Annotated in this window: 19 protein-coding genes; 16 read left to right on the top strand and 3 right to left on the bottom strand. The window is 47.9% G+C overall.

Annotated features, from left to right (window positions below; translation table 11 throughout):
• Window positions 1-10: 10 nt before the first annotated feature.
• The 11 genes from QBE55_10405 (at window position 11) to QBE55_10455 (ending at window position 10,334) form a co-directional block, all read left to right on the top strand.
• Complete coding sequence (locus QBE55_10405) at window positions 11-820, top strand: RnfABCDGE type electron transport complex subunit B (GenBank protein WZL77941.1); 810 nt, start codon at window positions 11-13, stop codon at window positions 818-820.
• Between the two features lie 108 nt (window positions 821-928).
• A complete protein-coding gene (locus QBE55_10410; protein ID WZL77942.1) occupies window positions 929-2,281 on the top strand; it encodes a site-specific DNA-methyltransferase in 1,353 nt (450 codons plus the stop codon).
• Between the two features lie 64 nt (window positions 2,282-2,345).
• On the top strand, window positions 2,346-3,134 hold the full coding sequence (locus QBE55_10415; protein WZL77943.1) for an S-methyl-5'-thioadenosine phosphorylase: 789 nt from the start codon (window positions 2,346-2,348) through the stop codon (window positions 3,132-3,134).
• Window positions 3,131-4,180, top strand: a complete 1,050-nt coding sequence (gene mtnA / locus QBE55_10420; protein WZL77944.1) for an S-methyl-5-thioribose-1-phosphate isomerase — start codon at window positions 3,131-3,133, stop codon at window positions 4,178-4,180. The genes QBE55_10415 and mtnA overlap by 4 nt, the downstream gene beginning before the upstream one ends.
• Window positions 4,181-4,276: 96 nt before the next feature.
• Window positions 4,277-4,849 (top strand): YhcN/YlaJ family sporulation lipoprotein, encoded by a 573-nt coding sequence (locus QBE55_10425; GenBank protein WZL77945.1) that lies wholly within the window; start codon window positions 4,277-4,279, stop codon window positions 4,847-4,849.
• Window positions 4,850-5,003: 154 nt separating this feature from the next.
• Window positions 5,004-5,933: a prolipoprotein diacylglyceryl transferase gene (gene lgt, locus QBE55_10430; GenBank protein ID WZL77946.1), complete on the top strand. Its 930-nt coding sequence runs from the start codon at window positions 5,004-5,006 to the stop codon at window positions 5,931-5,933.
• A gap of 160 nt (window positions 5,934-6,093) precedes the next feature.
• A complete protein-coding gene (locus QBE55_10435) occupies window positions 6,094-6,468 on the top strand; it encodes a phage holin family protein (GenBank protein ID WZL79924.1) in 375 nt (124 codons plus the stop codon).
• A gap of 342 nt (window positions 6,469-6,810) precedes the next feature.
• A complete protein-coding gene (locus tag QBE55_10440) occupies window positions 6,811-7,128 on the top strand; it encodes a hypothetical protein (GenBank protein WZL77947.1) in 318 nt (105 codons plus the stop codon).
• Between the two features lie 112 nt (window positions 7,129-7,240).
• Window positions 7,241-8,704, top strand: coding sequence for a nicotinate phosphoribosyltransferase (locus QBE55_10445; GenBank protein ID WZL77948.1), 1,464 nt, complete (start codon window positions 7,241-7,243; stop codon window positions 8,702-8,704).
• Window positions 8,705-8,897: 193 nt separating this feature from the next.
• Window positions 8,898-9,758 (top strand): patatin-like phospholipase family protein, encoded by an 861-nt coding sequence (locus QBE55_10450; protein ID WZL77949.1) that lies wholly within the window; start codon window positions 8,898-8,900, stop codon window positions 9,756-9,758.
• A 69-nt stretch (window positions 9,759-9,827) separates the two neighbouring features.
• Window positions 9,828-10,334: a DivIVA domain-containing protein gene (locus QBE55_10455; GenBank protein ID WZL77950.1), complete on the top strand. Its 507-nt coding sequence runs from the start codon at window positions 9,828-9,830 to the stop codon at window positions 10,332-10,334.
• Between the two features lie 49 nt (window positions 10,335-10,383).
• Here the strand turns inward: QBE55_10455 and groL are convergent, their stop codons facing one another.
• The 3 genes from groL to QBE55_10470 all read right to left on the bottom strand — a co-directional run bounded on the left by groL (window position 10,384) and on the right by QBE55_10470 (window position 13,292).
• Complete coding sequence (gene groL, locus QBE55_10460; GenBank protein WZL77951.1) at window positions 10,384-12,012, bottom strand: chaperonin GroEL; 1,629 nt, start codon at window positions 12,010-12,012, stop codon at window positions 10,384-10,386.
• A 22-nt stretch (window positions 12,013-12,034) separates the two neighbouring features.
• Complete coding sequence (groES, locus tag QBE55_10465) at window positions 12,035-12,319, bottom strand: co-chaperone GroES (protein ID WZL77952.1); 285 nt, start codon at window positions 12,317-12,319, stop codon at window positions 12,035-12,037.
• A 208-nt stretch (window positions 12,320-12,527) separates the two neighbouring features.
• Window positions 12,528-13,292: a DUF6062 family protein gene (locus tag QBE55_10470; protein ID WZL77953.1), complete on the bottom strand. Its 765-nt coding sequence runs from the start codon at window positions 13,290-13,292 to the stop codon at window positions 12,528-12,530.
• Window positions 13,293-13,428: 136 nt separating this feature from the next.
• On the opposite strand from QBE55_10470, the gene QBE55_10475 reads away from it, so the two are divergent.
• From QBE55_10475 to nuoF, 5 genes are all read left to right on the top strand, one after another.
• Window positions 13,429-14,331, top strand: a complete 903-nt coding sequence (locus tag QBE55_10475) for an SPOR domain-containing protein (GenBank protein ID WZL77954.1) — start codon at window positions 13,429-13,431, stop codon at window positions 14,329-14,331.
• A gap of 322 nt (window positions 14,332-14,653) precedes the next feature.
• Window positions 14,654-15,142, top strand: coding sequence for an NADH-quinone oxidoreductase subunit NuoE (gene nuoE, locus QBE55_10480; GenBank protein ID WZL77955.1), 489 nt, complete (start codon window positions 14,654-14,656; stop codon window positions 15,140-15,142).
• 1 nt (window position 15,143) lies between these two features.
• On the top strand, window positions 15,144-15,698 hold the full coding sequence (locus QBE55_10485) for an ATP-binding protein (GenBank protein ID WZL77956.1): 555 nt from the start codon (window positions 15,144-15,146) through the stop codon (window positions 15,696-15,698).
• The gene (locus QBE55_10490) at window positions 15,695-16,060 is read left to right on the top strand and encodes a (2Fe-2S) ferredoxin domain-containing protein (GenBank protein ID WZL77957.1); all 366 of its coding nucleotides are present in this window, start codon (window positions 15,695-15,697) and stop codon (window positions 16,058-16,060) included. The genes QBE55_10485 and QBE55_10490 overlap by 4 nt, the downstream gene beginning before the upstream one ends.
• 25 nt (window positions 16,061-16,085) lie before the next feature.
• Window positions 16,086-17,882, top strand: coding sequence for an NADH-quinone oxidoreductase subunit NuoF (gene nuoF, locus QBE55_10495; protein WZL77958.1), 1,797 nt, complete (start codon window positions 16,086-16,088; stop codon window positions 17,880-17,882).
• Window positions 17,883-17,893 lie beyond the last annotated feature (11 nt).

Genomic DNA, 17,893 nt, shown 5'->3' on the forward strand with positions numbered 1-17,893 from the left:
GGAATTTTTGATGTGGGAACAATTATTGCTCCCGGTACTGAGTCTGGGTGCCCTGAGTTTTGTTTTCGGAGCGGGACTGGACCTGGCCTCCAAAAAATTTTCCGTGCCGCAGGATGAAAATGTGGACCGGATTCGTGAGGTACTGCCCGGAGCAAACTGCAGAGGATGCGGACAGGCAGGCTGTGACGCTTTTGCGGAGGCAGTGGCGGCCGGAAAGGCACCGGTAAACGGCTGCCCGGTAGGCGGCGCATCCGTTGCGGAAAAAGTTGCAGCAATTATGGGTGTGAAGGCGGAGACAGCAGAGCAGAAGATCGCCCGGGTTTTATGCCAGGGCGACTGCGATCAGACATCCCGCCAATTTGAATACAAAGGGATTGAGGACTGTATAGCGGCAAGTATGACAGCTGACGGACAAAGAGGCTGCAAATATGGATGCCTGGGGTTCGGTACCTGTCAGCGGGTTTGTCCCTTTGATGCCATTCATGTGAATGAAAAGGGGCTTGCAGTGGTTGACCGGGATCAATGTACCGCCTGCGGGAAATGTGTCGCTGCATGTCCCAGGAATATCATAGAGCTGATCCCTGCCTCCAGCGCCGTGCAGGTGGCGTGCCATTCCAGGGACAGCGGCAGGGAGGTTCGGGCAAACTGCAAAGTCGGTTGCATAGGATGCCGGATCTGTGAAAAGGTCTGTCCTTCGGATGCCATCGTTTTTGAGAATAATCTGGCAAAAATTGATTATCGGAAATGCACCGAGTGCATGAAGTGTGCGGAGAAATGCCCGACCGGGGCAATCGCTGTCACACCTGTACTGGTTCATTGATCCCTGTCCGGATCGAAACTGCAGTACAGGGTTCTTGCAGTATATTCAACAGCAGGTAAGGGAAGCCCGCATTTCACGGGCTTTTATCTTTTATGGGGGAGCGGAGTTATGCCACTGCACATCACAGAAAAGCATATCCCGGAGATTTCCGGAAAGGAATCCTGCGGGGAATCCTCCGGATATTTTTATAAATCGGATTCTGCCAGTACTTTACCCTGTCTGCGGAAGGACTGGAAGGGTAAATTTCAGATGATTTATTTGGATCCGCCATTTTTTACAAAGCAGGATTTTTCGTTTGATCAGAGGATAGGAAGGGAAGGGTGGAACGGCAACAGAAAATATCTAATTTCTCTTCCTGCTTATTCCGATCAATGGGAAAACCGGGAAAGCTTTCTTGAGATGCTGCGGCAGGTTTTGATCTGTAGTCAGGAACTGCTGAAACCGGAAGGATCCATTTTCTTGCATCTGGATTACCGATTCAGTTCCTATGCCAGGATTTTGATGGATGAGATCTTCGGAGAGAAAAATATGCTGAATGAGATTATATGGGCGTATCACAGCGGCGGCCGTGCCAGAAAACATTTCAGCCGAAAGCACGATACCATTCTGTTTTATCGAAAATCCGACCGGCATTATTTTGACAGGGAAGCAGTGGGCAGGCCAAGGGGAACGGAAAAGCGAAACAATATGAAACGGCAAACCGATGAGGACGGCCGTGTCTTCTGGTCGGTTCACAGCAACGGCAAAAAGTACTGCTATTATGAAGATTCCCTGGTATATCCCAGTGATGTATGGGATGATATCTCCCATTTGCAGCAAAAGGATCCGGAACGAACCGGATATGCGACCCAAAAACCGGAAGCCTTACTGGAAAGGATGATCCGATCCACCACCCGGCCCGGGGATTGGGTAGGGGATTTTTTTGCCGGCTCCGGCACCACTCTGGCAGTTGCTCAAAAAAGCGGAAGAAGATGGGTCGGTATGGACAGCAGTGGTTTTTCCCTGATTGTCACCCGGAAAAGACTGCTGCAGGCAGCGCAGCAATCCGGAGGGGGATGCATTTCCATAAGCGATCCGGGGTTGAAACCTGTGGAGCAGGGAGAAAGCGGTTTGGAGCTGAAAGTGTCCCGTCAGGAAGGCAAAGGAATTTCATTGCAGCTGATGAATTATCCGTGCAGACGATTTGCCGAAATATTGGATTTTATGGATTATATTGATTACTGGTCGGCAGGAAGGTTCCGGGACGGGACATTTGTTTCCGGGCAATGTGCCTTCCGAACCTCAAAAAATCCGGATCTGGCGTCGACATTGATTCTTCCGGAAGCCGGGGAGGAGAGGGGAACGGACTTGGAGAGCGGAAGGATTGCGGTTCACATCATTGATATTTATGGGAAGCAGTCTTTGATTTTATTGCGGGAGACCCTACCGGAAAGTTTTGCAGAGAACCGGTTTTTGCGATAGAATGAAGTATATTGTAAAAAGCGGCGCAGCCGCTCGGCTTGGACATACAAAAGGAGAGTGGAAAATGAATCAGAAAGCAGATGTGGGAGTGATCGGAGGATCCGGCCTTTATTCCTTACTGGATCACGCAGAGGAAGTTCTGGTTCCGACGCCCTATGGCGCACCCAGTGACAGGATTGCCCTGGGTCAGGTGGGAAACAAAACCGTTGCCTTTTTACCCAGACATGGGAAGGATCATCAATATCCGCCCCACAAGGTTAATTACCGCGCAAATCTTTATGCCATGAAGGAACTTGGTATCCGGAAGGTAATCGCCACAACGGCGGCAGGAAGCCTTCAGCCGGATGTCAGGCCGGGAGATTTTGTTGTATGTGATCAGTTCGTTGATCGGACCTCTGGGCGGCAGGATACTTTTTTTGAAGGACCGGAGGTCGTTCATACCAGTATGGCCTATCCCTATTGTCCGCGGCTGAGAAAGCTAGCCGTTGAGATTGCAGAAAGCAAGGGACTTACCATACATAAAACGGGAACGGTCGTGGTCATTCAGGGGCCCAGATTCTCCACAAAGGCGGAAAGCCGCTGGTTCAGCAGCATGGGCTGGGAGGTTGTCAGCATGACACAGTATCCGGAGGCAGGACTGGCCAGGGAGCTGGGGCTTTGCTATGCGAACATTTCCCTGATTACGGATTATGATGCCGGCCTGGAGGGAAGGGACGACATCGAACCGGTAACAAACGACGAAGTGCTGCGGGTCTTTGAAGAAAACACGTACAAGGTAAAGGATCTGATCCTGACCATGATTACCCGGCTGGATACGGAGTTTCGCTGCACATGTGGAGGGAATGACCAGTGAAGACATTGGAATGGAAGGGAGACCGTCTGGATTTACTGGATCAGACCCGATTGCCTCTTCATACGGGGATCATTGCGTGTACCACCTGTCAGGAAGTGGCGGAAGCGATAAAAGGAATGAAAGTCCGGGGTGCCCCTGCCATCGGTGTAACTGCTGCATACGGTATGGTACTGGCAGCCGGAGCAGCAAGCATGGAGAAGGAACAATTCTTTCAGGATCTGTACCGGTCGGCAGAGGAATTGAAAAGTACGCGGCCCACCGCGGTAAACCTGTCCTGGGCCGTAGACCGCATGGTAAAACTGGCGGAAGATCATCGGGAGGAATCCGTTGCGGGCCTCCAGAGGATTCTGGAACAGGGAGCAGATCGTATGGCGGAGGAGGATGTCCGGGTCAATCGGAAAATCGGCGAAAATGGACAGGCTCTTCTTTCTGACGGAGACGTGGTGTTGACGCACTGCAATGCCGGCGCACTGGCTACCGTGGATTACGGGACGGCTTTGGGGGTGATCCGCGCAGCCTGTGAACACGGGAAAGGGGTATCGGTCTATGCAGATGAGACAAGGCCGTATCTGCAGGGCGCGAGATTAACCGCCTGGGAGCTGATGCAATCCCATATTCCGGTTACTTTGATTACCGATAATATGGCGGGCTATTTTATGAAAAAGGGAATAATCGACTGCGTTATCGTAGGCGCGGACCGGATTGCTTCAAATGGTGATACCGCCAATAAGATAGGTACTTACAGTGTCGGGGTTCTGGCAAAGGAAAACAGCATTCCGTTTTACGTGGCAGCGCCGATTTCCACCATTGATTTCTCCATTGCGTCCGGCGACGAAATCACAATAGAGGAGAGGGAGGAACGGGAGGTAACCATGATTGGCGAAACCAGAATTGCTCCTGAGGGGGTAAAAGTTGCGAATCCGGCATTTGATGTCACTCCTGCTTCTTATATCACTGCTGTTTTTACCGAAAAAGAAGTGATTTTTCCGCCATTTTTGGAGAACCTGAAAAAGTTGAAGCGTTCTGTCTTTTTTGAAAATAGATAATTTCATGGAAATATGGGATAAAGCGTTAGTTTATCAATGAATTACATTTCATAAAATAGATGATGAGTGTCAAAATAGTGACAAGGAGGCGATGGAATGAAAACAAAGTATTACCTGTTCTCTATTTTGGCAATCATGATCACTATGATGCTGGTCGTATCCTGCGCTCCGGCAAGGCGACCCGGTACCACAAGGGCACCCGGTAGTACGCCGGGTACCCGCCAGACAAGGGTAGCTCCCAGGACTGCGCCGAATCGGCCGATTGTTTCCGCTACGCCGGGTCCTGTTACGCCGAATCCTGCCACACCGAATGCTACACCCCGGGACAACAATGCAGGGGATACGCAAAGCCGTGCCAGGGAAATAGCGGATGCAGCAGCAAGACAAAGGGATGTGAAGTCTGCAACCTGCGTCCTGACCGGCAATACAGCTATGATCGGGGTTCAGTTCAACGAACAGTTCAAGGGTAAGATGACGGATGCCATTAAAACAGAAGTCGAAAAAAAGGCAAAAGAGGCAGACGACAGAATTACCAGAGTCGTGGTAACTGCGGATCCCGATATGGTCAGCCGGATACAGGATATTTTCAAGGATATCGGAAACGGGAAACCCATATCCGGATTTACGGAAGAACTGAATGAAATGGTGAACCGTATCGCGCCAAAATAACGAATAAATGCGCACAGCAAAGCGGAGGGAGCTCTTCTCTCCGCTTTGTTATATATTTCAGTCCCTTGTCATGGCTTTTCTTTCCCATTTTCCGATTGGATGCTTGACTATGGGTTTTCAAATTAATATAATTGGAAGGTAAAGGAGTGATATTATGAATCCGGTAGCCTTTTCCATTTTTGGACAACCAATTTATTGGTATGGTATCCTGATTTCTGCAGGAGTATTAATCGGCATTTTTCTTGCGATGCATCACGCGAAAATTTTTGGCATGGACCAGGACTCCATTGTGGATATGGCCCTTCTGGCGATCCCCATGGCAATTATCGGGGCAAGACTGTATTATGTCATATTTGAGTGGGACCAGTACAAGGGCCATCCTTTGGATATCTTCAATATTCGAAAGGGTGGATTGGCGATATACGGCGGTGTGCTGGGAGGAGTTTTAGGTGGCTATCTGTTTTCAAGATGGAAAAAAATAGATTTTTGGAACCTGACTGACATCTGCGCACCCAGCATCATACTGGGGCAGGCCATCGGGCGATGGGGAAATTACATTAATCAGGAAGCTTACGGCGTTGTGGTGAACAATCCGCAATGGCAGTGGTTTCCGGCAGCTGTTTTCATTCAGGCCGATCAGCAATGGCATATGGCAACCTTTTTTTATGAATCATTCTGGAATCTTATTGTATTTTTCATTTTGATGGGATACCGAAGGCACAGGAAAAGAACCGGGGAGGTTTTTCTCCTTTATCTGATTCTGTATTCGCTGGGGCGCATATTTATCGAAGGCCTCCGAACAGACAGTCTTTATCTGGACAATGTTCGTATTTCCCAATTATTGGGTATTTTGCTGGTTGTATTGGGAATTGTCTTATTTGTCTATCGCAGGAAGCACCCTCCTGTCGCAAATGTTTCAATGGAGAATGCGGACCGGACCGGAGATAGTACTTTGTCATCGCAGGATGCGGCAGAGATTCCCGAAAGTTCCACGCAGGAGAAAGCGGAAAAGGCAGAATCTGATTCAGATGATACGGCGGCGAACCAGGAGGAATCCGGCGGGTTCCATCCCGGAGAATCGTGAAGGCAAAAAACATTCAGGAAAAAAGCAGTGTTGGCGTGTTGACATCACTGCTTTTTTTTATGGAAGAGCATGAAAACACGAAGATTGGAAATGATAATATCGAGTCTTGAAAACAAGAAAAAATCCGTTTAGGAAAGGAGTTGTATAAATGGCAGAAAACATGGACGAGGCAAAAAGAGACGAAGAAGGAAAAGGAAAGGGAAGAGGCTGGCTGGGCGCAATTATACACTTTATCGTTGCGGCAATCGTACTTATGATTACAGCGTGGCTCACCCCGGGTTTCTCCAATATGGGATTTGGAACTGCTTTGGTGGCTGCACTTGTGATTGCTGTACTGGATTGGGGGATTCAGCGCCTGTTCAAAATTGATGCTTCTCCCTTCGGCAGAGGAATTGTAGGATTTATTGTATCTGCTGTTATTATTTACCTGACACAATTCTTGGTCCCCAATATGAGTGTTACGGTATGGGGAGCCATCATCGCATCCCTGATCATTGGGATTATTGACGCGATTATACCGGCAAATGTAGTATAGCAAAATGGTACAAGGTTGGTACGAGGTTTCACGGAGGGCAAGTCCTGGATTTATCTGCCCTCCGTTTTTTTGTTGCCTGTTTTATGGATCAACATGGATTTTCAAATATTTTTGGCTAAGAAACCAAAGCCACAAGGATCAAGTTGTTGAAATTGTTTAAATATTCAAAAATGTTATCGGAACGGTTGAACAATCGTTTTGATTCCTATACAATAGGAATCAGAAGCCATACTCTTTCACAGTAGGGTCCAGCGGGTCCACACAGAACAGACGTGTCAGCGTCTTGTTTTTAATTGATTCCTTGTTTTTTTATTCTGTTTATATGGAAAAGGAGGAGATGAATTGAGCAAGAAAATATCAAAAATCAAAAGAATCCAATCTGCAAAAAGAAATATCAGTCCCTTGATGGGACATTATATAATTCCTACGGAACATGCCGTAAAGCGATATCGGGAACGAATCCGGATGATGAACGAAGACAGGGCGCAAACTGCCATTGTGGAAAGTGTAAAGCACAGCCGGATGATTGCCCTGACAAAGTTTGGGGACAGGGAAATCCGGGAAAACAGAGGCGCGGTTTTTGTTTGTGAGCTTCATGGGAATGATATGTATGTGATCACCGTATTGATCAGCCAGGTGGATTTGAGATTTGTCGTATGAGATTTGTCGTATGGGAAACCACCGGTGATTTCAGGCTGTTCCGGGACAGCAGGTTCCTGCTGTCGGCTTTGACTTTGGTTCCGGCTTGTTTTTTTTATATGGTTGTTGTATAATGACTGGAAAATACCAATGGGGAGCGAAGCAATTGAGAAACCTGACTATGATGACGGATTTGTATCAGCTTACTATGATGTATGGATACTATAAGAACAACATTCACCGTAAGCCGGCAGTGTTTGATATGTTTTTCCGCAAGCTCAGTGAATACAGTGCTTATGCTGTGGCAGCAGGTTTGGAACAGGTTATTGATTACATAGAAAACCTGCATTTCGAGGAAGAGGATCTTCAATATCTGGACAGTCTGAATTTGTTTGACCGCGATTTTCTGGACCAGCTCCGGAAGCTGCATTTTACCGGCGATATTTATTCCGTTCCGGAAGGAACGGTGGTGTTTCCCAATGAGCCGATTTTGCGGGTAAAAGCACCGCTTTTTGAAGCGCAGCTGATTGAGACGGCTCTTCTGAATATTATAAATCATCAGACTTTGATTGCAACCAAGGCCAGCAGGGTGGTATATGCAGCACAGGGTGGCAGCATTATGGAATTTGGGCTGCGGAGGGCTCAGGGTCCGGATGCGGGGATTTATGGCGCAAGGGCAGCCATTATCGGAGGATGTTCCGCTACTTCCAATGTCCTGACCGGACAATTATTCAGTATTCCGGTGAAGGGAACCCACAGTCACAGCTGGGTCATGAGTTTTCCGGATGAGCTGACGGCATTCCGTGCCTATGCGGATGCCTTCCCGGATGCCTGTCTGCTTTTGGTGGATACCTATGATACCCTGAAAAGCGGAATACCCAATGCCATTACGGTGTTTCGGGAACTGCGGGAAAAAGGACATGAGCCTGTGGGCATCCGGCTGGACTCCGGAGATCTGGCATACTTGACCAAAAAGGCCAGGGCAATGCTGGATGAGGCAGGGTTTCCGGATACGGAAATCACGGTTTCCAATGATCTGGATGAATATCTGATTTGGGATTTACGCTCTCAGGGTGCGAGGATCGACAGCTATGGAGTTGGCACTTCCCTGATCACCAGCCGGGATTGTCCTGCCCTGGGCGGAGTGTACAAGATGTCTGCCGAAGAGGTGGACGGCAGGATGCTGCCAAAAATAAAAATTTCTGAAAATCCGGAGAAGATTACCAATCCGGGTTATAAAAAGGTTGTACGTATCTATAACGGGAGAAAAAAGTCCGTTGCAGACCTGATCATGCTGGAGGAGGAAGAGATCGACACCGGCAAGCCCCTGACCATCTTTGATCCTGTGGATACCTGGAAGAAGATGACACTCCGGAACTACAGCGTCCGGGAATTGCTGGTTCCTGTATTTAAAAATGGACAGTGCGTATACAAATGTCCGGATCTTCCGGATATTCAGGCTTATGCAAAAAGAGAACTGGATACGCTTTGGGAAGAATATAAGCGGCTTACGAACCCGCACGTATTCAAGGTGGATCTTTCACAGAAGCTATATGATTTAAAGCAGAAATTGTTAAGGCAATATTCCGCTGATTAAGCTGATTAAAAAGAAGGAATAGAAGAAACGTTCGTTTGCTGCCGGGCAGACGGGCGCTTTTTCTTATCTTTTTTTATTTCTCCCATTGAAGGAGGGAATATCGTTTTGCAGACCGCTGACATAGGATACTATGACCACAATTATGGAAATTTAATTTACCTTAAATTTCCTATTTATAAAAGGGGTTGATCCTATGAGGTTTGGTCTGGCACTTTCCGGCGGAGGCATCCGGGGAGTGACTCATATCGGTGTTTTGAAGGCTTTGTCGGAAAACAGCCTGCATCCATCCTGGATTTCCGGGGCAAGTGCGGGAAGTATGGCGGCGGCATTATACGCATGCGGCTACAGTGGTGAGGACATTGAGTCCATCGTACTCCGCCATATGAACAGCAATCTGTTTGATGTGGATTATCCTGGCATCACCGGAGGAATCCTGAAATGGGTTTTTACGAAGGATACCGACTGGGATGGCGTGGTAAAGGGAAAAAAGCTGGAGCAATTGATGAAGGAACTGACCCATGGCAGAACGATGCGGGAGGCACAAATTCCACTTGCGATTCCGGCGGTGAATATCAATACCGGTGTTACGGTTATGTTTGTAAGCAATAAAAGAAGGCTGAAGGATACGGAATATATAATTTACAGGGAGGATGTCCCGATTTATGAGGCAGTCCGTGCAAGCATTGCCCTGCCGGTTGTATTCCGGCCCAAAATGGTCCAGGGTATGCGGTTGGTGGACGGAGGAGTAACGGAAAATCTTCCTGTTCAGGTTCTTCGTCGAATGGGTGCACGAAAAGTGATCGGAGTCAATCTTGGCTACAGTGGACAAAGACGGGGTGAGGTGAACAACCTTCTGGAAATCGGAAGTCAGTCCATTGATATCATGTCCTATTATATTACCAGCCTGAAGACGAAGAAAACCGATTACATCATCAATCCGCATATCTATGACGTGGGAATGACCGATGCCCATCGGATTCCCGAAATGATTCAAAGGGGATATGATGTTACAATCGAAAGCATAAATACGATAAAAAAAGTGGTAAATAGTTGAATTCGACTCCGTTGTTCTACAAAAAATACGGAGTAGCTGTGGTAAAATATTGCAGGAGGAGGGGTACGAATGAAGAAGCAGTTTTCAAATGGCGTTTTCGGTTACGACAAGAAACAGGTAAATCGTTGTCTGGAAGAATTGACGCGGGATTATGAGGAAGAGCTCAGCAAGAAAAAGGATCGTCTTATGGAGCTGCTGGAGGAAAACCATCAGCTGAAGCAAAAAGTGAAAGAGCAAAATGGGCAAATTGCCACCTTTACAGAGAAGGAAAAGTATATTTCCTCTACATTGATTGAAGCCGAGCAACGCTCTCAGGCTATCATTGAGGAAGGCCGCATGAAATCCATGGCGGAAATGGCTGAGATAAATGATGAAAAGCGAAAGTGGCGGGAGAAGTTCCGGGAAGTGCGCGGGGATTTGATTGAACTGGAAAAGGACTTAACGGATATGATGCAAAGATTTCATGATGAGATTAATTATTATACGGCGAAGGAGGTCAGTGAATCCATTCTGGCAGTGGAAGGAACGGCAGAAGAGGAAAAGGAGAATGAGGAAAGAAAAAAAGTGATTGCGTAACGCAATCACTTTTTTTGTGCATCCTCTTCCGAAGACGGGTTTGGATTCATCAATACATGGGCATTCCGCCGCCTGCTCCCTCCTGAGGAGCTGCCGGCTGTTCCTTTTCCGGAATATCAGCAACCAGGCTTTCCGTGGTCAATACCATGGAAGCGATACTGGCTGCGTTCTGCAGGGCGGAACGGGTCACCTTGGTGGGATCCATGATGCCTTTTTCCTGCATGTTTCCGTATTCTGCCTTCAAAGCGTCAAATCCGAAGTTGGGATCCGAATTCTCTTTTACCTTTTCAACGATAATGGAGCCTTCCAGACCGGCGTTGGTGGCAATCTGTCTCAAAGGCTCTTCCAAAGAGCGTTTGATGATGTTGATACCGGTCTGCTCATCTCCTTCTGCCTGAAGAGTATCCAGAGTGGGAATGGCTTTGAGCAGTGCAATTCCACCACCGGGAATGATTCCTTCTTCGATGGCAGCCCTTGTGGCATTCAGGGCATCTTCAATCCGAAGCTTCTTTTCTTTCAACTCGGTTTCCGTTGCTGCGCCGACCCGGATGACAGCTACGCCGCCGGACAACTTTGCCAGACGCTCCTGCAGTTTCTCCTTATCGTAATCCGAAGTGGTTTCTTCGATCTGGGCTTTGATGGATGCCACTCGATCCCTGATCTTATCGGCATCACCGGCGCCTTCCACGATGGTGGTGTTTTCCTTGTCCACCGTTACTGTGTGGGCACGGCCCAAATCCTCTATGGTAGTGTCTTTCAGTTCCAGGCCGAGCTCCTCTGAAATGACAGTACCGCCTGTCAGGACTGCAATATCCTCCAGCATGGCTTTTCTCCTGTCGCCGAACCCGGGAGCTTTTACTGCTACACAGGTAAACGTGCCACGAAGTTTATTTAGCACCAGAGTGGCCATTGCTTCGCCCTCCACATCTTCAGCGATGATGAGGAGCTTTTTCCCTGCCTGCACGATCTTCTCCAGCAAAGGCAGGATTTCCTGAATATTGGAAATCTTTTTATCGGTGATCAGGATGTAGGGATCATCCAGGATAGCTTCCATCTTTTCGGTATCGGTAACCATATAAGAGGAAACATATCCGCGATCGAACTGCATTCCTTCCACAACATTCAGATCGGTGGCCATGGACTTGGATTCTTCCACTGTGATGACCCCGTCATTACCAACTTTTTCCATGGCGTCGGAAATCAGCTGACCTATGGTATTGTCATCTGCAGAAATGGATGCAACCTGTGCAATGGATTCCTTGTTCTGAATCTTCCTGCTCTGTGCCTTCAGGGAGTCAACGGTTTTTTCCACTGCCTTCTGGATCCCTTTGCCCAGGATCATGGGATTGGCGCCTGCGGCTACATTCTTCATGCCTTCATGAACGATGGACTGCGCCAACAGGGTAGCGGTGGTGGTGCCATCTCCTGCCACATCGTTGGTTTTACTGGCCACTTCCCTGACCAGCTGTGCGCCCATATTCTCAAAGGGATCTTCCAGTTCGATTTCCTTGGCGATGGTAACGCCATCGTTCACAATCTGGGGAGAACCATATTTCTTATCCAAAACAACGTTTCTGCCCTTTGGGCCCAAAGTAATTTTTACGGTATCTGCCATAGCGTTGACACCGTGTTCCAGATTCCTTCTGGCTTCCTCGCCATACTTCAATTGCTTGGCCATGTTTCTTACCTCCTGATATTTTTTACTCGACTACTGCGAGAATGTCACTTTGCCTTACAATGATATACTCGGTGTCATCCAGCTTGACTTCTGTGCCGGCATATTTGGAATAGATGATTTTTTCGCCGACCTTGACTTCCATCCTGACTTCCTTGCCGTCTACCATACCGCCTGGTCCTACTGCCAGAACCTCAGCCATTTGAGGTTTTTCTTTTGCGGAGCTGGGAAGGACAATGCCACTTTTTGTGGATTCTTCGCTTTCCAGCATCTTAATGACGACTCTGTCTCCCAATGGCTTAATATTCATGGAATAACCCTCCTTATGTAAATAAAATAGTTTGCTTTGTTAGCACTCGTTTAAGCTGAGTGCTAATCACAATTATTAGTGTATATAAAAGCGAAAAAGATGGCAAATACTATAAAAAGGCAATATGCCCAGTTATCATGGACTACGCCTTGCTTTAAGAATATATCTCCACTTTTCTTCATATATCTCGGTAATTCTATTACATGCTTCATTCCATGAACTTTCCGGTCAACTTCTGTAGAATTCTGGGCAATGCATCCCTGGAATTTCCCCAGGATTTGTCCTGATTGCGGTAATCAAACTTCCGGGTAAACCATTGCAGTTCCTGTTCCAGCCGGTCCATGTTCCGGGATTGGACCGGCAGCAGGTCCTTTAGAAAATCTCCCTGCTGTTTGCTGCTCAGATATTCTGTTGCCATATCCAGCACCAGCGGAAGATGAGAAAAACAAAAGCCTTTCGAGTCGCTCATGGTTTTTCGGAACTCCGGATCCTGCTCCCACAGATGAAGGATGGTGTAGACGTATTGATTCAGCGCATCGTGGATCCGGTCACAGATAATGCATTGATCCCGGTGCTGTTTCATCCAATCGGAGAATGCGTGAATGGCAGCTTCCTGTGCAGATCGTTTACCGGAAGCCTTTTTCAGAAAAGGTATGGAAGCCTTGCCCGGATTCCGCAGTACCTGATCCAGATGGTCTGTCCTTTCTTTCATTTCCCTGTTGGTTTCCAATACATGGGTATGGGTCATCAAAGCCAGTCCCAGTCTGTTTTGTGCATTGTAGAGAAGCCCGTTGTGCCGGGGGCAAAATCCCTTTTTGTTGACTTCAGTCCGGACATCCGGTTCCATAACGGATCCTCCCAGAAAAGAAGAAATATTGAATTTTTCCGATTGCTCCTCCAGTATGCAGAGGGGACATTCTCCGTTGGCCCGGTATGCATCCCAGACAGGAATGGTATCCAGATGGTATTTCATTTCTGACCCTGCCTCCCTGTTGTTAGATTGGATTTCAACCCATGTTATCATATTCTGCCGGATTTCACCATAGATATAAATAAGTAAAATGGGACAAATCCTACAAGGGTGCAGAGGAGGACGGAGGAGGATGAATATGAGATACTCAAGGCTGAAAAAGAGAAGAAGGAAAAAAAGATATGCAAAATTGTTTCTGACAGCATTGCTGATACTGGGGATCCTCTATGTCGTTTCCGCCGGAAAGCTGGGCAAGTTTGTCAGCCGGCTGGTTTCGCCCATTATCAATCAGAAAGATAATTCCGGCGGAACGGATGAGGTATCCAAAGCGGAACCGATTCTGACGGTACCGGAGGATAAGGCGGATTCCAAAGACGGGAAGAAAAAGGATACCAGTAAAGTAACGGAAACCATAAAGGCAAATTCCCTGTCCATGTTTACCATTCAGATGAGCGCCTTTACAGACGAAAAAAATGCCAATGAATTTGCAAAACAGCTGCAATCGGAAGGCGGGGCAGGATATGTGCTGAAGGATGAATTTTTCCGGGTGCTGGCAGTTGGCTTTCAGAAAGAGGAAGATGCAAAAAAAGTCAAGGAACAATTGAAAGCGGATGGAATGGAATCTCATATCTATCCAGTTTCCTCTTCGGGAGCGGACATGAAAATCACTGCGACGAAAACAAATATCAGTGCCATCCGGTCCGCATATGAAATGTGGGAAGAAAAATATCTGGCTCTGGAAAAGGTCATCCGTGATCTGGATTCCGATGCCATTCCTGCAGCAGATGCCTACGGGCAAATGGAAAAGATCAAAAAGGAGGTGACCGAAAAAGAGGATGAGCTGAAAGCCATGAATGCCAGGCAGGACAACAACGCCGTTCTTTCCGGTCTGGTCAGCCTGTATGAAAGCGGCAGCAAGTCCTTTGATGGAATCCTGGCTGAAAAGTCGTCGGATAAGGTGACGGTTTCGTCCAAAATAAAGTATACGCATATTGAAATGATAATGCGGTATAAGGAATATATGACGCAGATAGCCAAATAGATGCAAGGGGATTGGGAATCGGCAGTTTTGAAGAGGAAGGCGTTCTTACTTATCTCATATTGTTGAGATATTCACAAAGATTCCCCATCTCTTCTTTTCAATTCAAGACTAATTTGAAAGGATTTTTTTATTTCCTGTCGGTCTTTTATACAACAGATCGACATATTATTTTTATACTATATAACAGGAAACCCTTTTCTCGCTTTTTTTGTGCTGAATCGTTAAAAATATGACAAAAGCGGTAGAATGTATCGCGGTTTTATGAGATAATGTTATGGTTGTATACGGATTCCTAAAAATGCAACAGGGGAGGGAGTTTTAAATGGCAGCTTCCATACTTCAGGAAGAGAAAGAAAAGGCTTCAGAGCTGCAGCATGTCATCGATGAGTATAAAGGGGAAGAGGGGCCTCTGATGCCCATTTTGCACCGGGCTCAGGAGATTTTTGGGTATCTGCCGCTTGAAGTTCAGGAATATATAGCAGAAGCTTTGCATATTCCGGTCAGTGATATATACGGAGTGGCTACGTTCTATTCTCAATTCACACTGAAGCCAAAGGGAACCTATTCTGTCGGTGTCTGTCTTGGGACCGCCTGCTATGTAAAAGGTTCTCAGAAGATACTGGATGAAGTGATTCAGGAATTGGGCATCCAGCCCGGAGATACGACAGGAGATAACCGGTTTACCCTTACCGCTACCCGGTGCCTCGGAGCATGCGGCCTGGCGCCGGTCATGACAATCAACGATGAGGTATATGGACGCTTGACTCCATCGGATGTCAAAGGCATTCTTGACAGGTACCGAAGCAAATAGCATGGAGGATGTTTCGCTTCATGTTCTGGACATTGTGCAAAATTCCATTGCCGCAGAGGCGTCCCGGATTGTGATTTTCATTCAGGATCGCCCGGAGCAGGATCGGTTGGAGATCCGGATCTGCGACAATGGAAAGGGCATGGATCCGGATCAGGTAAAAAGCGTTTCGGATCCGTTCTATACTACGCGCACAACCCGACGGGTCGGGCTCGGCATTCCGTTGCTCCAGGCATCGGCGGAGGCCACGGGAGGATACTTGAAGATTCGTTCTGAAAAAGGAACCGGCACAGTTGTACAGGCTGTCTTTCACAGCAAACATATTGATTGTCCTCCAATGGGCAGGATGGAGGATACCATGGCGGTGCTGATCTGTTGCAATCCGGACGTACAGTTTCATTACAGTCATATTTTTTCTGACAGGAAGTTTGTATTGCATAGCGGTGAAATTCAGCAAAAATTAGGAGAAATAAGCATTGCATATCCGGATGTCATTATGTGGATCAAAGATTATATTCACAGTGGTCTCGAAGAAATCTACGGAGGTGTTGGAGGATGAAGTCACTGGAAGAATTGGAGGAAGTCCGGCAGAAGGCACTGGATTCCGTAAAGCTGCGAAAAAGCAGGGCGGGTACCCGAATTGTGGTGGGTATGGCGACCTGCGGTATTGCAGCTGGTGCCAGACCGGTATTGCTGTCTTTCCTGGACGAAATAAAGAAGAGAAACCTGGGGGACGTGATCGTTTCCCAGACCGGATGTATGGGCACATGTCGTCTGGAGCCCATGGTGGAGGTTTATCGCCCCGGAGAGGAAAAAGTCACTTACGTGAAAATGACTGCGGATAAGGTAAAAAGGGTTGTAACAGAGCATATTGCAAACGGCCATCCCGTCATAGAATATACGATTGGTTCCGCAGAGTAAATCAATACAGGAGGGGGATTTCAACATGGAATTTTATCGTTCCCATGTTCTGGTTTGTGGGGGAACAGGGTGCCATTCTTCCGGCTCTGCGGATGTGATGAGCACATTTCGGACAGAGCTTGAAAAAAACAAACTGGAAAAAGAGGTTAAGCTGGTTCAGACCGGCTGCTTTGGATTATGTGCAGTAGGTCCGGTGGTGATTGTGTATCCGGAGGGTGCCTTTTACAGCAAAGTAAAAAAGGAAGACGTTCCGAGGATTGTAAGCGAGCATTTGTTGAAGGGCAGAATGGTTACCGATCTTCTGTATCATGACAGGGTCCATGAAGACAATGCGGTCAAGTCCCTGGATCAGGTGGAGTTCTATAAAAAGCAAAAGCGCATGGCATTGCGGAACTGCGGTTTGATTGATCCGGAGAACATCAAAGAATATATAGCCTTTGACGGATATCAGGCCCTTGCCAAGGTTTTGACGAAAATGACGCCGGACGAAACCATTCAGGTCATCAAGGCATCCGGATTAAGGGGAAGGGGCGGCGCAGGTTTTCCCACTGGCCTGAAATGGGAGTTTACCGCCAGGGCCAAAAGCGACCGGAAGTATGTCTGCTGCAATGCCGATGAAGGGGATCCCGGCGCATTCATGGACCGCAGTTTACTGGAGGGGGATCCTCACAGCGTATTGGAAGCCATGGCCATTGCCGGTTATGCGGTGGGGGCAGGTCAGGGCTATATTTATGTCCGGGCGGAGTATCCCATTGCGGTAAAACGGCTGGGCATTGCAATTGAACAGGCAAGAAAAGAAGACCTGTTGGGAAAGAACATTTTTGATACCGGGTTTGACTTTGATATTGAATTGAGATTGGGCGCCGGTGCTTTTGTCTGCGGGGAGGAAACCGCATTGATGGCGTCCATTGAGGGAAAACGGGGAGAGCCGAGGCCCAGGCCGCCTTTTCCGGCAAACAGGGGTGTGTTTGGCAAGCCAACGCTTTTAAATAACGTGGAAACGTATGCCAATATCCCGCAGATTATTTTAAAAGGTGCAGATTGGTTTTCTTCCATCGGTACGGAAAAAAGTAAAGGTACCAAAGTCTTTGCACTGGGCGGCAAAATCAACAATACAGGTTTGGTGGAAGTGCCCATGGGCACAACGCTGCGGGAAATTGTCGATGATATCGGAGGAGGCATTCCCAACGGCAGGAAATTCAAGGCTGCCCAGACCGGCGGCCCATCCGGCGGATGTATTTCTGCGGAGCATCTGGATACGCCCATCGACTATGATTCCCTGAAAAAGATCGGCTCCATGATGGGCTCCGGCGGATTGATCGTGATGGATGAGGACAACTGCATGGTTGATATTGCCCGCTTTTATCTGGACTTTACCGTGGAGGAATCCTGCGGGAAATGTCCCCCCTGCCGGATTGGCACCAGACGAATGCTGGAAATCCTGAATCGGATTACCAGTGGAAAAGGGCAGGAGGGCGACATTGAAAGGCTGGAGGAACTGGGCAGAAGCATTCAGACCTCCGCTCTCTGTGGCCTGGGACAAACCGCTCCCAATCCGGTTTTGAGCACCATTCGTTATTTCCGTGATGAATATGAGGCGCATATTCGGGAGAAGAGGTGTCCGGCAGGCGTCTGCAAGGCATTGCTGCAGATTACCATCCAGGCGGATACCTGCAAAGGCTGCGGCCTTTGTGCCAGGGCGTGTCCTGTCGGTGCGATTTCCGGGGAACGCAGGAGTGCTCATACCATTGATCAGACGAAATGCATCAAATGTGGTACCTGTCTGGAAAAATGCCCTTTCCAGGCAATCGTAAAGGGCTAGAGTTGGGAAAG

Source organism: Eubacteriales bacterium mix99, from assembly GCA_038396605.1.
In the GTDB taxonomy this organism is placed as follows: domain Bacteria; phylum Bacillota; class Clostridia; order Caldicoprobacterales; family DTU083; genus UBA4874.

Coding starts and splice junctions, on each gene's coding strand:
- QBE55_10405 (WZL77941.1), top strand. CDS start 11: ATGTGGGAACAATTATTGCTCCCGGTACTGAGTCTGGGTGCCCTGAGT.
- QBE55_10410 (WZL77942.1), top strand. CDS start 929: ATGCCACTGCACATCACAGAAAAGCATATCCCGGAGATTTCCGGAAAG.
- QBE55_10415 (WZL77943.1), top strand. CDS start 2,346: ATGAATCAGAAAGCAGATGTGGGAGTGATCGGAGGATCCGGCCTTTAT.
- QBE55_10425 (WZL77945.1), top strand. CDS start 4,277: ATGAAAACAAAGTATTACCTGTTCTCTATTTTGGCAATCATGATCACT.
- lgt (WZL77946.1), top strand. CDS start 5,004: ATGAATCCGGTAGCCTTTTCCATTTTTGGACAACCAATTTATTGGTAT.
- QBE55_10435 (WZL79924.1), top strand. CDS start 6,094: ATGGACGAGGCAAAAAGAGACGAAGAAGGAAAAGGAAAGGGAAGAGGC.
- QBE55_10445 (WZL77948.1), top strand. CDS start 7,241: ATGACTGGAAAATACCAATGGGGAGCGAAGCAATTGAGAAACCTGACT.
- QBE55_10450 (WZL77949.1), top strand. CDS start 8,898: ATGAGGTTTGGTCTGGCACTTTCCGGCGGAGGCATCCGGGGAGTGACT.
- QBE55_10455 (WZL77950.1), top strand. CDS start 9,828: ATGAAGAAGCAGTTTTCAAATGGCGTTTTCGGTTACGACAAGAAACAG.
- groL (WZL77951.1), bottom strand. CDS start 12,012: ATGGCCAAGCAATTGAAGTATGGCGAGGAAGCCAGAAGGAATCTGGAA.
- groES (WZL77952.1), bottom strand. CDS start 12,319: ATGAATATTAAGCCATTGGGAGACAGAGTCGTCATTAAGATGCTGGAA.
- QBE55_10470 (WZL77953.1), bottom strand. CDS start 13,292: ATGAAATACCATCTGGATACCATTCCTGTCTGGGATGCATACCGGGCC.
- QBE55_10475 (WZL77954.1), top strand. CDS start 13,429: ATGAGATACTCAAGGCTGAAAAAGAGAAGAAGGAAAAAAAGATATGCA.
- nuoE (WZL77955.1), top strand. CDS start 14,654: ATGGCAGCTTCCATACTTCAGGAAGAGAAAGAAAAGGCTTCAGAGCTG.
- QBE55_10485 (WZL77956.1), top strand. CDS start 15,144: ATGGAGGATGTTTCGCTTCATGTTCTGGACATTGTGCAAAATTCCATT.
- QBE55_10490 (WZL77957.1), top strand. CDS start 15,695: ATGAAGTCACTGGAAGAATTGGAGGAAGTCCGGCAGAAGGCACTGGAT.
- nuoF (WZL77958.1), top strand. CDS start 16,086: ATGGAATTTTATCGTTCCCATGTTCTGGTTTGTGGGGGAACAGGGTGC.